The organism is Bacteroides coprosuis (assembly GCF_020741705.1).
GTDB lineage: Bacteria > Bacteroidota > Bacteroidia > Bacteroidales > Bacteroidaceae > Bacteroides_E > Bacteroides_E coprosuis.
Genome location: NZ_DYYK01000056.1, coordinates 1 through 13,717, shown reverse-complemented (window position 1 = coordinate 13,717; position 13,717 = coordinate 1). Strand labels below are relative to the sequence as shown.

Annotated in this window: 8 protein-coding genes; all 8 read right to left on the bottom strand. The window is 35.6% G+C overall.

Features of this window, described 5'->3' with window-relative positions; genetic code table 11:
• The coding region (locus tag K8V80_RS03485; RefSeq protein WP_276775471.1) for a glycoside hydrolase family 30 protein at positions 1-1,353 on the bottom strand (1,353 nt) is incomplete at its 3' end.
• A 54-nt stretch (positions 1,354-1,407) separates the two neighbouring features.
• Positions 1,408-2,859 carry a glycoside hydrolase family 30 protein gene (locus K8V80_RS03480; protein WP_276775470.1) on the bottom strand — a complete coding sequence of 484 codons (1,452 nt, stop codon included), beginning with the start codon at positions 2,857-2,859 and terminating at the stop codon, positions 1,408-1,410.
• 11 nt (positions 2,860-2,870) lie between these two features.
• On the bottom strand, positions 2,871-4,232 hold the full coding sequence (locus K8V80_RS03475) for a DUF5016 domain-containing protein (protein WP_276775468.1): 1,362 nt from the start codon (positions 4,230-4,232) through the stop codon (positions 2,871-2,873).
• Between the two features lie 17 nt (positions 4,233-4,249).
• Positions 4,250-5,767, bottom strand: a complete 1,518-nt coding sequence (locus K8V80_RS03470; RefSeq protein ID WP_006744678.1) for a RagB/SusD family nutrient uptake outer membrane protein — start codon at positions 5,765-5,767, stop codon at positions 4,250-4,252.
• Positions 5,768-5,779: 12 nt separating this feature from the next.
• Positions 5,780-8,764 (bottom strand): SusC/RagA family TonB-linked outer membrane protein, encoded by a 2,985-nt coding sequence (locus K8V80_RS03465; protein WP_276775466.1) that lies wholly within the window; start codon positions 8,762-8,764, stop codon positions 5,780-5,782.
• A 210-nt stretch (positions 8,765-8,974) separates the two neighbouring features.
• Positions 8,975-10,633, bottom strand: coding sequence for a DUF6377 domain-containing protein (locus K8V80_RS03460; RefSeq protein ID WP_276775465.1), 1,659 nt, complete (start codon positions 10,631-10,633; stop codon positions 8,975-8,977).
• Positions 10,634-10,806: 173 nt separating this feature from the next.
• Entirely contained in the window at positions 10,807-12,000 is a 1,194-nt protein-coding gene (locus tag K8V80_RS03455; RefSeq protein WP_006744680.1) for a pyridoxal phosphate-dependent aminotransferase, read from the bottom strand.
• Between the two features lie 182 nt (positions 12,001-12,182).
• Positions 12,183-12,914, bottom strand: a complete 732-nt coding sequence (locus tag K8V80_RS03450) for a hypothetical protein (RefSeq protein ID WP_006744681.1) — start codon at positions 12,912-12,914, stop codon at positions 12,183-12,185.
• Positions 12,915-13,717 lie beyond the last annotated feature (803 nt).

The following is a 13,717-nucleotide window of genomic DNA, read 5'->3' as shown; positions in this document are numbered from 1 at the left end:
TAATACCATAGATAAAGACTGATCTGGGTTGATAAACGCAGAGTAGTGTATATTTGAATCTGTATTTCCTTTCGATTCTATTCTGAAAGCACCTGGCTTGATAACTTGTGAAAGGTGAGCCATAGTATAGTAATGACTATTAAATGTCATTGTTTTATAGTCTTTCGAACTAATGTCAATTGCACCCAAGCAGATGTTGCAACCGTATTTACGATAAGGACCATGTTTATCATCTAGCATGAAGTTCCACATAATTACAGCCTTGTTCCAACGATTGATCGTACCTAGGCAAACCTCTTTCATATTCCACATTAAATCTCCACCAAAGTCGTAGCCAGAGCCCCATAGTCCGATAGACATTTCTGTAAAGTAGATAGATTTATCAGGTGCTTCTTGGTGGATTCTATCTAGCTCAGTTACCTCACCACCATACGCATGATAAGCTGCACCATCTACATATTTACTGGCTTCAGGATCAGCATAGATGTGTAGAGGATATTGTTGTTGATCAAAAGTCTCTTCTTTTTCGTCATCGTAGTTGTAGTTATGATCGTAAGCGATGATTTTAGTTTTAATGTTGTTTGCTTCAAAAGCAGGTCCTAATGCTGTTTTGATAAACTCCTTTTGTTCCTGCCAAGTCATAAACAAAGAAGCTGAATTACTTCTATTTAAAGGCTCATTCTGAATGGTTACCGTGTTGATGGTAAAGCCTTCTTTTTCCATAGCTTGGATATACTTTACAAAGTAAGTAGCATAATCAGCATAGAAAGTAGGATTTAACTGTCCACTAGTCCAAGAATCAAAAGGCTCTAAATCGGTTAGATTATTTACCTTCATCCATTTAGGAGGTGTCCAAGGAGAAGCCATAATCTTTATATCAGGATTTATTGCTTGAATTTCCTTTAAAATAGGGAATAGGTCTCTTTCATCATATGGATGAATCTTGAAATTTTCAATACCTGGGGTATCGCAATACGTATATTCATCTAGAGAGAAGTCGGAGCAGCCGATAGAAATTCTAATGTAGCTGTAACCATACCCAGTAGAAGGATTAAACGTTTTTTCAAGAAGAGCTTGCCTATCTTCCTTAGTCATCTTTAATAGGTTATAGCAAGTAGATCCTGTAATGGCTGCGCCGAAACCTTCCATCTCTTGGAATTTCACTTCTGGATTAATTTCAATGAGATGAGTAGAAGCATGACTGCTATTAGAGGCTAAGGCTACAGCCTTATAATCCATTGTTAATGTTTTGTCTGCAGTTGTAGTGTACGTTTTTACCTCTGCCTCTGGTTTTGCACATCCCAGAATTAGTGCACTACAAAAAAGTAGTGTAGATAATTTCTGTATATTCATAATAAAGTTGTAATGAGGAGCCTTTTTAATGTCAAGGCTCCTTTTCTTTTTTTTTTATTTAAGTAAAAGAGAAACGACAGAAGAAGGAGCTAATTTATAAGTGAGCTTCTTGCCTGTGCTTTCATCTTTAATAGTGATATTTTCTGTTGTACCTCCGTTGTTTACTGCCAATAGAGCTCTTGTACCATCTGGGTTCAAGAAAGCCATTATTTTAATATCTTCAGGGAACATTCCTTGTAGATTGGCTTCAATACGTTTGGCTCCAGTACGGATAATCTTTCCAAAATGCCCTAGAAGGTAATACTCTAATTCGGGTAGTACTTCGTCGCCATCAATGGTTAACACGCCTCTACAGTCCTTGCAAAATTCCCCTCCTGGAGTTAGTGGACCATGTTGTGAATTTAGAGCAAGGTTGAACATCATAAAGTTGTTCCCTCCGTTGGCAATCATTGGGAATGCCATATCGTTTAGATAGTAAAAGAGTGTTTTCATTTCATCCTTTTCATTCCATTCTCCTCCCGATAATTCTGTCATATAGATTTTCTTATCTGGGAATGCTTTGGTCAGATTGCTCAACACACTAGGGGTACCTGCATAACCATGAAAAGCTGTACCTGCAATATATTCATTGGCTTCTTTGTTTTTAAGTACTGTTAGTGCATAGTCGTATATATCGAAGTTATGATCGAGTACATAGATTTCTGTAGGCAGACCTTCTTTACGAAGTTTTGGACCTAAATATTGACCAATGATGGTTGCCTGTTCTTCGGCAGACATGATCATAGAGGGGTGTACATTTGATTCAAACATCGCCTCATTTTGTAAGGTGATAGCTTGAATCGTAATCCCTTCAGCTTTCATTGCCTGAATGTACTTCACAAAATAGGTAGCAAAGTCATCGTAAACCTCTTCTCCTTTTAGTTTTCCCTTATTGAGCAAACCAGAATCTTTCATCCAAGCAGGAGCCGACCATGGGCTAGCAATAAACTTAATGTTTGGATTAATAGCTAGAATTTCTTTCAATACGGGGATTAAGTCTCGCTTATCAAGTTCGGGCACAGCAAAGTTTTCTATTCCGGCTTTATCGCAATAAGTATATAGCCCCATAGAAAAATCTGATGCTCCAATAGATAGTCGTATATGCTCCAAACCGATGCCTTCTTTTGGATCAAATAAGCTGTGTAGAGCTTTACTTCTAGCTTCAGTAGACATTTGAGTGAACAAATAAGCTGATGAACCGGTCATTCCACCTCCAAAACCATCAATGGTTTGGTATGTAATACTAGGATTAATGCGAATGACAAGTTTGCTAATCTCATCATTGTAATCGATGGGCAGCTCAGTTAGTTTATAAACTTTATTCTGATTGGTTACCCATAATCTTACTTCGTTTTGTTCAAAATTAGGATTCTCTTCCTCTTTTGGAAAACCTGAGTCGGTGTTATAGTCGACACAAGAAGTCATCAAAGCCGCAAAGAGAGAAAATATGATAAATTTAGTCTTCATTTTTCTGTGATTTATAAGTTAACTTTATCAGCGGTTACTACCTTCGATTCTAAGTTGATGGTAATTTTGTAAACCCCTGGAATTGCATCAGGAGCTCCATACCAGTTTCCATCGTCCTTGCCCAAGTCGGCATCTGTTTTTAGAATGTCAGGCATAGAGAAACCTGTAGATTTCTTTTCATTGCCCCATCCTGTATTCTCAAAAGGTTTAAAGTTTACGCTTTCTCCATCTAAGAAGATTGTTCCTTGATACGTATCTGCTGCTATTTTTCTGAAATAAAGGAATCTTCTGATATTGTCAAATCCCCATCCAGTAGTAGCTTCTGGTTTTACTTTTGAAGCATAACCAATACCTACACCGCAAACAAATAATACATTAGGATATTCTGCTTTATCTTGAGTTACTACAACATAGTCATGATCGGTAGCATAGCTTAATGTAGTAGGGCCCGATTCTGCTATATACTTGATACTCGAATCAGAAACTCTTTCAAAATAATCAGGATTGAAAACAGTGTTTTGAAGTTCGTTACTAAGTTGGATTTCCTTGTTTTTTTCTAAGTAGAATGAACCTTCTTTAAAGTTTTCCCCATCATAGTTGGCAGAGCTTTTAAACTGACTGATATCTAGGTTTTCTAGCCCCTCAAGTATTAAGCCTTGTAAGGTTGTTGTAAAACTATAAGTATCAAAAGAAATTCCTTCAGTGCTAAGTAGCATAGGGTTTGATGTTGTAATGTAATCGCCAAATTCATCTACCAGCTGGATGTGATTTTGTTTACTACCCCATACATCTCCCGAAAAATCGATTTGATTATCTGCTGTAATCTTTTCTGCAATGCGGTATCGCAGATTGTTCTTTAAGTCTAAATCATTGGCTTCAAAAACGAAAGGTTTTTCTGTTGTATTATTTAGAGGATATACTTCTCCATTATCCAACACTAAATATAGTTTTTCATATTTTCTGGATATCCCTTTTACATTTTCAATAGTACCTTGAGTTTTATCTCCTTCTACATTGATGAGTGTCAAGAAAATATCTACTTCGCTATTGTCAGTTTGTAGAGGAAGGTGTTGAGTGGCAAATTTATGCTGTATCTTAGCCTGATTATTGGGTACTCTCACTTCACTTTCTGCAAATAAAACATCATTAACTACCATTTTTATTTTTAAGGTAGAAAGAGGAGTTTTTGCATCATTCACAATAGCTGATAGTGTGATGGAGTCTCCATAAATAAAACTTTGTGGATCAATAGATGCTTCCTCAATTACAGGTGTAGATTGAGGATATACCTTTCTTTCATCTTCTTCTATGCATGAAGCAAGAAGAAGAGTAGAAAGACATCCCAGACCAATGCTTTTTATAATTGATTTCATGAATATTATTCTTAAGATTAATAACCTGGATTTTGTTTCAAGTTCTCATTTAATTCTAATTCACTTTGTGGAATAGGCCAGATTAGTTTTTGTTCATTTAATCTGTATCCATAGTCACTCTGGTGGTCAGAACAGCTTTTCATTACTTGAATGAAGCGATTTCTTCGTTTTAAGTCAAGCCATCTCTTACCTTCAAAAGCGAACTCTAGTCGGTACTCATTCTCAATAGCGAGTCTAAGCTCTTCCTTACTATTAGCTTTGGTATTTGGCAGATTAACACGAGAACGTATTTGGTTGACAAGTTTTTGTGCAGCTGAGATATTGCCCATTTCATTTTCTGCATCAGCAAGCAATAAGATTGCTTCAGCATAGCGATAGATTATAATGTTAGCTGCTTCTTGAGCTCTCATTTTAAAGCAATAGGGGTAGTTGTTGGATGCCCAATATTTGTCTGTCCATTTTCCTGTAACATCACCAAACTTGATAGAGGCTTTTTTTCTTACCTCGTCATTTTCTTTATTGAAGGCATTTACTAAGTCATGACTAGGCGTATTGAATTTCTTCCAGTCTACGCCAAAGAACATTTGAGCACCCCAATTACCTAGCGTATTCCAGCTAGTATAGTCTACTTCAAAAAGAGATTCTTTGCTATGCTCGTTGAGTAAATTACTACTTGGTAGAACACCATCTTCAGCCTCTTTTTCTACGGCGAAAAGGTCATCGTACTTATCGAGTAAGCGGTAGCGAGAGTCATTCACAACTTTACTTGCATGCTCTTTAACCTTGTTCCAGTCTGCATTTTGAAAACCGTCTTTAGTAGCATATACTTCTGCTGTGATGAAATTGACTAATGCTTTAGTAATTTTAAATTTATTATCTGAGTAATCAGGAATATTCTCTAAAGCAAAGCTTAAGTCTTCTAAAATCTGAGTATATACTACTTCTTTTGTAGCCTGAGCAGGGTAAAGTAGGGGATATACTTCATCAATGTTATCTACACTAATCTCTGGGATTTCATCAATAATCAAAGGAACATTTTCGTATAGACGCACAAGGTAGAAATAATCTATAGCACGCATTGCTCTAGCTTCTGCCTCCACCTCTTTTTGCCTTTTGTTATTGAAGTTAGGATCTTTGATTTTTGGAGTCCATGCAATAATCGTGTTGGCTTTGGATATTTGTCCAAATAGGTATGCCCAATCTCTTTTTATTCCGCCATTAGTAGGAGAAACGCGAAGTTCATCAAACTGTCTAGTTTGCTCTTTATCTTCCCCTGCATAAGCATTGTCAGATTGAGATTCGTTCATGATGTATAAGTCAAGTTGCCAAAACTCATTACCAAAGTCTTTATAAGCACTAGTGAGTAGTTGCTCCATCTGTTCTCCTTTGGTGTATTCTGTCGCCTGATCTTTTCCTCCTTCAGACCAGTTTTCATTGGTTATATCCGAGTAAGGTTTCTCATCTAGGAAGCTACTACAAGCAGTTATTCCTAAGGAAAGAGAACCTATTAATATTGTTTTTATATAAGTTTTCATAATCACTAGCTTTTAGAATGATAAGTTAAGACCGAAAATGAATGAACGAGTCTGTGGATATGTACCATAGTCGATACCTAGTTGAGCGGCATTACCACCAGTCCAACTTAACTCGGGGTCGTATCCTCTGTATTTTGTAAGTGTAAATAGATTGGTTATAGTGCCATAAACATTTAGTTTACTTAGCCCTATTCTTCTGACTAACTTATCCTCAAACTGATAAGAAAGTGTGAGGGATTTTAATCGGATGTAAGAACCATCTTCAACAAAACGGGTTGAGTTAAGGGAGTTTGTTAATACTCCTGCACGAGGAACATCTGTAATCATACCTGGGCGTTTCCATCTATTTAAAACAGCTTCGGTTTGATTCTTGGAGTCGAACATTCCTTCGCTGTCAATTCGGCTAGCATTAAATATGTCATTGCCGTATGAACCTTGGAAGAAAGCATTCAAGGTAAAGTTTTTCCAACTTAGATTATGTGTAAACCCAAAAGTGAAATCGGGTTGAGCATTACCAATAACCGTTTTATCATTAGGGTCCATTTGTCCATCTTCAGAAACACCACCGATACCATTGCCATTGAGGTCTTTATACATGATATTACCCGTTTCAGGATTTACACCTTCAGCTATATAACCATAGAAAGTACCTAGTGCAAGCCCTTTTCTTACCATGATTACATCTTCTCCATTACTTTCGATGTTGGCAGCTGTAAATTGAGGAGTTAATCCCAATTCTTTAATCTTATTGCGATTGAAAGACATATTTAAACTCGCATCCCATTTTACAGGAGTATTTACTAAAATTTGTCCATTGATAGCAAACTCAAATCCTTTGTTTTCCATTATACCATCATTTCTTAAAGGAAGTTGGACTCCTGCAGATTCGGGAAGTTTGATATCGAGTAAAAGATTTGTTGTTTTTTTATAGTACCAATCAAATTCAGCGGTTAATCTAGAGTTGAAAAAAGATAAATCTAATCCAGCATTGTATTGACTAGTAGTTTCCCACTTTAAATCTCTATTACCTAACTTACCACGTCCTACTGATGGTCCGTTTCCTGTTTCTTTTTGTTTAGAAACCCAATAGTGATCGTATAAGTCATAATCACCAATACCTCCTTCATTACCATTCAAACCCCAACCAAAGCGAAGTTTAGCATCATCTACTACGTGCTTTAAGTTTTTGAAGAAGGCTTCATCAGAGAATCTCCAACCAGCAGAAATAGAAGGGAATGCTTTCCATTTATGATAAAGTTTAGAAGATCCATCTACACGCATGTTCATGGATAGTAGATATCTGCTTAAATAATCATATTGTACTCTAGCTAAATAAGACATACTGCTGTTCCCGTTTCTAGATGTTTTAGCGTCATTAATTTTGTTGGCAAGATTTAGCGTTTTTCGAGAAATATCTACTCCTTTTACAAAATCTTCCACAGATATATAGTTATTATCATGTCTATATCTTGAAAAAGTAATTCCACCTAAAAATTGTAGATTGTGTTCATCGTTGAATGAAGTATTGTATGACAAGATATTTTCATTGGTCCAAGTAAGGTAATCGTCCTTAGCTTGTTCTCCACGACCATTGGCTTGGCGACCATATCCTGTTTTTATAGGATCAATAAATTTATCCCAAGTATTGTTGCTGTAATCAACTGATAAGTTGGGCTTGAAGTGTAAACCTTTCAGTATTGTAAAATCCAATTCCATGCGACCACTAAAACGGTAAGTTCTGTTTCTGTCGTAAGTATCAGCTTGAGCATAAGGGTTTTCCCATGAAGATTGATAGGGGTTTGTGGCATATTGGCTTGGCTTTTCTGGATCCCAAATGGGAAGATTGGGAGGTGTATTTATAATTGACATAATAATACCACCTCTACCAGAGTTTGCATTATCAGTAGCATCCATGCGAGTATTCCTAGAGAAGTTCAAGTTTGTATTTAATTTCAGCCAAGAAGAAACCTCTGTATTCAAGTTCGTTCTTAAAGAGAAACGATCGTAAGAGGCAGGTTTGATGATTCCATTTTCATCTTGATATGCTGATGAAATATAGTATTTTGTTTTAGCAGTACCTCCCGAAACAGAAACTTGATAGTTCTGTTGTACTCCAGTACCATACATCTCTTTAGCCCAATTGATGTAATCTTTCTTTGTGGGGTCGTAACTGATGCCTATATCATCAAGTAATTCAAAGTAATCTCTTGTGTTAAGAGTCTTTATTTGGCGAGTTACATTCGAGAATCCAGCATACATATTGACATCTACACGAGCTCTTCCTTCTTCTCCACTTTTTGTAGTAATCATAACTACACCGTTTGCTCCCCGTGTACCATAAATGGCAGCTGAAGAGGCATCCTTTAATACCTGCATTGAAGCAATATCATTGGCAGATAGGTTGTTAATATCGTTGGTAGGAATACCATCTACTACGTAAAGAGGTTCGTTACCAGCATTCAATGAGGTTGCACCACGCACACGAATAGAAATACCTACTCCAGGTTTACCCGATGGTTGTACTACTTGCACGCCAGCTGCTTTACCTTGTAGAGCTTGTTGGGTAGAGATGATGGGACGAGCTTCCCACTCATCAGAACTAACACTGGCTACAGAAGTAGTAAGGTCTTTTTTTCGTTGAGTTCCATAACCGATAACAACTACTTCATCAAGTAATTTATTATCTTCTTTTAGAACAATATCAATTTTGGAACGATTTTTAACTGAAACTTCTTGTGTTTCCATACCTAAATAGGAATAGACTAAAGTTCCATTTTGAGGTACTTGGATAGAGTAGTTTCCATCTATATCTGTAATTGTACCTATAGAAGAGTTTTTAATAAGAATATTGGCTCCGATGATCGGTAAATTTGACTCATCTAAAACTACACCCTTCACCGTATGAGCATTTTGTGCTGTAACAGAAAAAGAGAAAGTTGTAATTAGACATAAGCACAACCAAAATCGGAAATACCGTTTGCATTGCATGTTTCTCATAATAATATTTTGATTATTTATTACTTAATAAGGGTAAAGAAGAAAGTTGTATTAACTTCCACTTTACGAGCAACACAAACTTAACGATTATATCAATTCAAAAAATTCCTTAACATTAGAAAGTAGTACTTTATAAAGATATGTAATTGATATATAGCTAGGTATGTCTTTTATGGTATGATAAAAAGTAGTGAAATAGTAATGGTTATACTAATATTTTAAGGGTTTTGAACCTATTTTAGCAACATAATCCTCGAATTCATCTCTTGGAACAGCTGCTTTATTTCGTGTTTTAGTGCGGTAATTATAGATGGTACTTAGTGAATATCTTAAGAATCCTGCAATCTTTATGCTGTCTGTAATTCCTAGTCGGATGAGTGCAAATATCCTTAATTCTGTATTTAGAATTTCTCCCGATTTCAGTTTTATTTTTTCTTCGGGTTTTAAAAGATCATTGAAGTTTTCTATAAAATTAGGATAGAGGGATAGGAATATCTGATCGAATCGTTCGTGTAATTTATCCAATTCATCTTCAATATTGGAGTTGGAATCTAGCTCTTGATAGAGTTGAACAAATTTTTTGTTTTTCGCCAAACTATTTAAGTGCTTTCTATATTCTTCCATCTTATCAATATATTCTGAACATAGATCAAAAAAATGAGCAATATATTCCTCTTTGATAAGGTTAGCATCTTTTAAATCTTCATTTCTTGTATTTAGATCTTTATTTATTGAGTTTAAATCCTTAATAAGTTGCTTTAAATTCTTATTGGCATTAGCAAGCTGTGCCTTGATTTTAGATATTCGATTCTTTTGACTTAAGACATAGATTGAAATAGCAATTAAGAAAAGACTTAAAAAACTAATGGCTAAGAGTGATATTCGAAGTTTCTTTTCTTGAGCAGTCACTTTATGTAGATAGGTATAGTAGATTGATGAGAAGCTTGAAGCACTTTCAATGGTTCTGAAACGGACATTACACTTTACAATATCATTGATAGCAGCTTCCATGAATTTGTATGCTTTCTTGATGTCACCATGTTTGGAGTAATAAGTTGCCAAACTTTGTAAAGAGGCATTGTCTCTAATACCATTTACAATATCGCAGATAGCTGATATCTGTAGGAAAATACGCTCTAACTCACTATCCCCCTTCTTTCTATAGACTAAGCCAAGAGTATAGGCTATAACGGCTCGTTCTATCTGTTCATCAGAAGTAGTGGATAGTAACTTTAGTAGTACCTGTTCTGCTTTTTCTTCTTCACCACTAAAAAATAAATTTTCGGCATTGAGTACTTGGTATGTTAGGTCTTCAGAGTTGAGGTAGTTTAAGAGTGAATCACGATATTCCTCATTTTTAGAGAAATAGATGTGTTGAGAATTACTTTGAGCATAATGTGAATAGTATTCGCTCTGCGCAAAATAATATTGACGCTTGAGATTCTCGGCTAAGGTATTGCTATTTACTTTGTCTAAAATAGTTTTGGACTCTACATACATACCTGCCGAAGAATAATGTCGAGCGAGTAATAGATTGGATAAAGTAACCCATTCTGTCTTGTTTAATTTGTTTGCTACTTCTAAACTTTCTTTGGCATAGTGCATAGCAGAATCTAAATCTAGCTTTTCATATAAATTCACCAATTTGATATATACATCGTATTGAGCTTCAGGAGCAATATCTCTTGATGGAAGAATCTTTTTTAAGTTATTGATTTCTTTTTCTTTTAAACTGATAAAGTATTCCTTTTGTGAAAAGACATAATCCATTTTTTCGTCGATAGAATCAATCTGGTTAGGAGTAAAAAGCTGACCATACGAGTCAGTTAGTATAGTTATTCCAAATAGAATGAGGAGAAGCTTCTTCATAGAATTCAATTTAGTGTAATCAAAAGCGTATTAGTTGTTAATGTTGCTATATAATAGAACATGTGAAAGGCTTTGAATCTTTTTATTCTATGCAAAAATATAGAAAAATAGCTCCAAAGCCTTTTGTAGTTCTCAAAATTTATAGATATAATAGAATCTAAAATTCTACCTCCTTATTTCAACTTGTCTAAAGCTACTTTGACTCTCTTCATGGCCTCGATGATATTTTCATCGGAAGTGGCATAGGAGAAACGGATGTTGTGGGGAGAGTTAAAGGCATCACCACCCACACAAGCCACATGACCTTCTTCAAGTAGGTACATGGCAAGATCTGTAGAGGTTTCTATCTTCCTGCCGTTGTATGCTGTTCCAAGGTAGTAGCTACATTCTGGGAAAAGGTAGAATGCTCCTTGGGGCTTGTTTATTTTGAATCCTTTTACCTGAGAAGCCCACTCTACAATTAAGTCTCTCCTTCTTTCAAACACTTTTCTCATATTCTCAACGCAAGAATTATCACCTGTGTAAGCTGCTTCTGCTGCTTTTTGTGCAATAGATGAGCAGCAAGATGTGTATTGACCTTGTAGTTTGCTGGCTGCTTTTACAATCCATAGAGGTGCTGCCATCCAGCCCAGACGCCATCCAGTCATAGCATATGCCTTGGATACTCCATTTACAATCACTGTTCTGTTTTGTAGGTATGGAAACTGAGCTATACTTTGGTGCTTACCTATGTAATTGATGTGTTCGTATATCTCGTCTGAAATAATAACAATGTTTGGATGCTTTTCGAGTACTTTAGCTAAGCCTTCAAGTTCTTCTTTAGAATAAATACTGCCTGTAGGGTTGGAGGGAGAGCAAAGAATAATTGCTCTGGTTTTATCTGTAATGGCTTCTTCGAGTTGCTGGGGTGTAATTTTGAAGTCTTGCTCTATGGTGGTACGGATTACTACTGGAATACCTCGAGTGAGTTTTACGATTTCAATATAACTTACCCAGCATGGAGCTGGAATAATCACTTCACTTCCTGCTTCAACTACAGCTAGTAGAGAGTTGCACACAGCCTGCTTAGCGCCGTTGGAACAAATGATTTGATTGGGTTTGTACTCCAAATTGTTTTCTCTTTGTAGTTTCTTACAAATAGCTTCTCTTAATGAAAGGTACCCTGGTACAGGAGTATAAAAAGAGAAATTATCATCAATGGCCTTTTTGGCTGCATCTTTTATGTGCTTGGGCGTGAAAAAATCGGGTTCACCCAAGCTTAAATTAATGACATCTACACCTTTAGCTTTAAGCTCATTACTTCTTTGAGACATAGCCAAGGTTTCCGATTCGGATAAACTAGCGATTAATGCTGATATTTGTTCCATAATTTAATCTGTTTTAGGTGGATTGAATGAGTTGTTATTGATTGTCTTAAAAATAAACAATTATCAATCTTTTATCAAGTGATAAAGCCTTTCATTTGTATGAGGAAGTATTTTTTTTTGAGGGAGGGGGAGAAGTGAATAAAAAAATCCTCCGTAGGGGGAGGACTCTATAAGGTAATATTTTAATATTGTATTTCTCTTTCTGTTACTTTTTCTAGTTCGCCCTGCTTGTAGGTGGCTCTAAATGTCCAGTTCTCTCTGTCATCGTATTTTAGATACTTATAGGTGTGCTCTGGCAGGTTACAGGTCTTGTCTTTTCCACAGTTTTCTTGGATTAAAAGTTTTCCTGAATACTTGTAAGTGCATTGTCTTGATGGCGTACCATCCGATTTATAAGCAATCTGTTCTATAATTTGATTGTGCTTATTCTTTTTTTCGACAGAAACCAGGGTGTTATTCACATAGTGCGATTTTGATTTCCCTTTTATTACTAATTTATGAATATATTCTGTCTTTTTTAAGTCGTTGAGGTAGTAGGAATAGAAACAAGTATCTTTCTTTTGGTCTATTAATTGATAAGCAGTTGTACCCTCTTCTCCATATAGTCTGAAATAGGATTTTCTATAGATTAGTTTTCCTTTTTCATCGTACTTGTTGACTTGTGATTCTATAAACTCCCCATTATTATTTTTGAATGTTGAGGCTTCATTGCCCCAAGTATCGAAGGTTACTTCTTGAAAGCCGATTGGCTCAGAGCGATTGTAACTTATTTTATCTTCTTCTAGATAGGCATCATAATCTCTCAGAACATACGATTTTGCTTTGCTGTTGAGGTCGCCATACCCCTGCTTAGCATTATTACATCCAGTAAGAGTAAGAATTGTAAATAAGAATAAGATTGTAAGTTTGTTCATTCTGATAGTTCGTGTTTCATTCGAAATGATTGCAAAGGTAGTTAAATTTTGTAAGCATATACATTAATTATAGTAAGATATGATATTATGGTAATGGTAAAAAGATGAGTTTATATGAAATATCTCAAAAGGAGAGGGTGTGTAGTTTTATATGAGTTCGCATAGGGGCATAAAAAAAGGAGCAACGCTTTGCTCCAATCTTGTTAACCTTAAATCTAATACTATGAAAAACACATTACAAAGGTAGGGTTTTGGATGAAATCTGCAAGAGCAAGAGCCTAAAAAGTATGTTATATAACATCTATTAATACAAAAGAGGGAGAATTTAAAATAAGTTTACAGAAAAGAGTCTTTATCTGTAATTGTTTTGAAATATAAAATGTAATTGAAGAGGGTTGATGTTATCTCAAAAAGAAAGAGTTAATAGGTAAAGGTTGACATAGGGGCATAAAAAAAGGAGCAACGCCTTGCTCCAATCTTGTTAACCTTAAATCTAATACTATGAAAAACACATTGCAAAGGTAGGGTTTTGGATGAAATCTGCAAGAGCAAGAGCTATAAAAGTATGTTATATAACATCTGTTAATACATGAGTGGCAGTTTTTAAAATAAGTTTACATAAATGGCATAGTTGTTGTATTAGATTTGAAACATGAATAGTTAGTTGCGGGGAGCCCCGTTGTATAGGTTAAAATATTTTGGTTACTTTGAATTTTAAAATGAGAAATAGTATGAGACAAAATAAAAATTAAACTTGAGGTGCAAAAACGTTTGTGCGTCAGAAAAGAGCTATTCTTGACGCA

Excerpts from the sequence above, each read along its gene's own strand:
- K8V80_RS03470 (WP_006744678.1), bottom strand. The coding sequence starts at position 5,767 with ATGAAAACTTATATAAAAACAATATTAATAGGTTCTCTTTCCTTAGGA.
- K8V80_RS03475 (WP_276775468.1), bottom strand. The coding sequence starts at position 4,232 with ATGAAATCAATTATAAAAAGCATTGGTCTGGGATGTCTTTCTACTCTT.
- K8V80_RS03480 (WP_276775470.1), bottom strand. The coding sequence starts at position 2,859 with ATGAAGACTAAATTTATCATATTTTCTCTCTTTGCGGCTTTGATGACT.
- K8V80_RS03460 (WP_276775465.1), bottom strand. The coding sequence starts at position 10,633 with ATGAAGAAGCTTCTCCTCATTCTATTTGGAATAACTATACTAACTGAC.
- K8V80_RS03465 (WP_276775466.1), bottom strand. The coding sequence starts at position 8,764 with ATGAGAAACATGCAATGCAAACGGTATTTCCGATTTTGGTTGTGCTTA.
- K8V80_RS03450 (WP_006744681.1), bottom strand. The coding sequence starts at position 12,914 with ATGAACAAACTTACAATCTTATTCTTATTTACAATTCTTACTCTTACT.
- K8V80_RS03455 (WP_006744680.1), bottom strand. The coding sequence starts at position 12,000 with ATGGAACAAATATCAGCATTAATCGCTAGTTTATCCGAATCGGAAACC.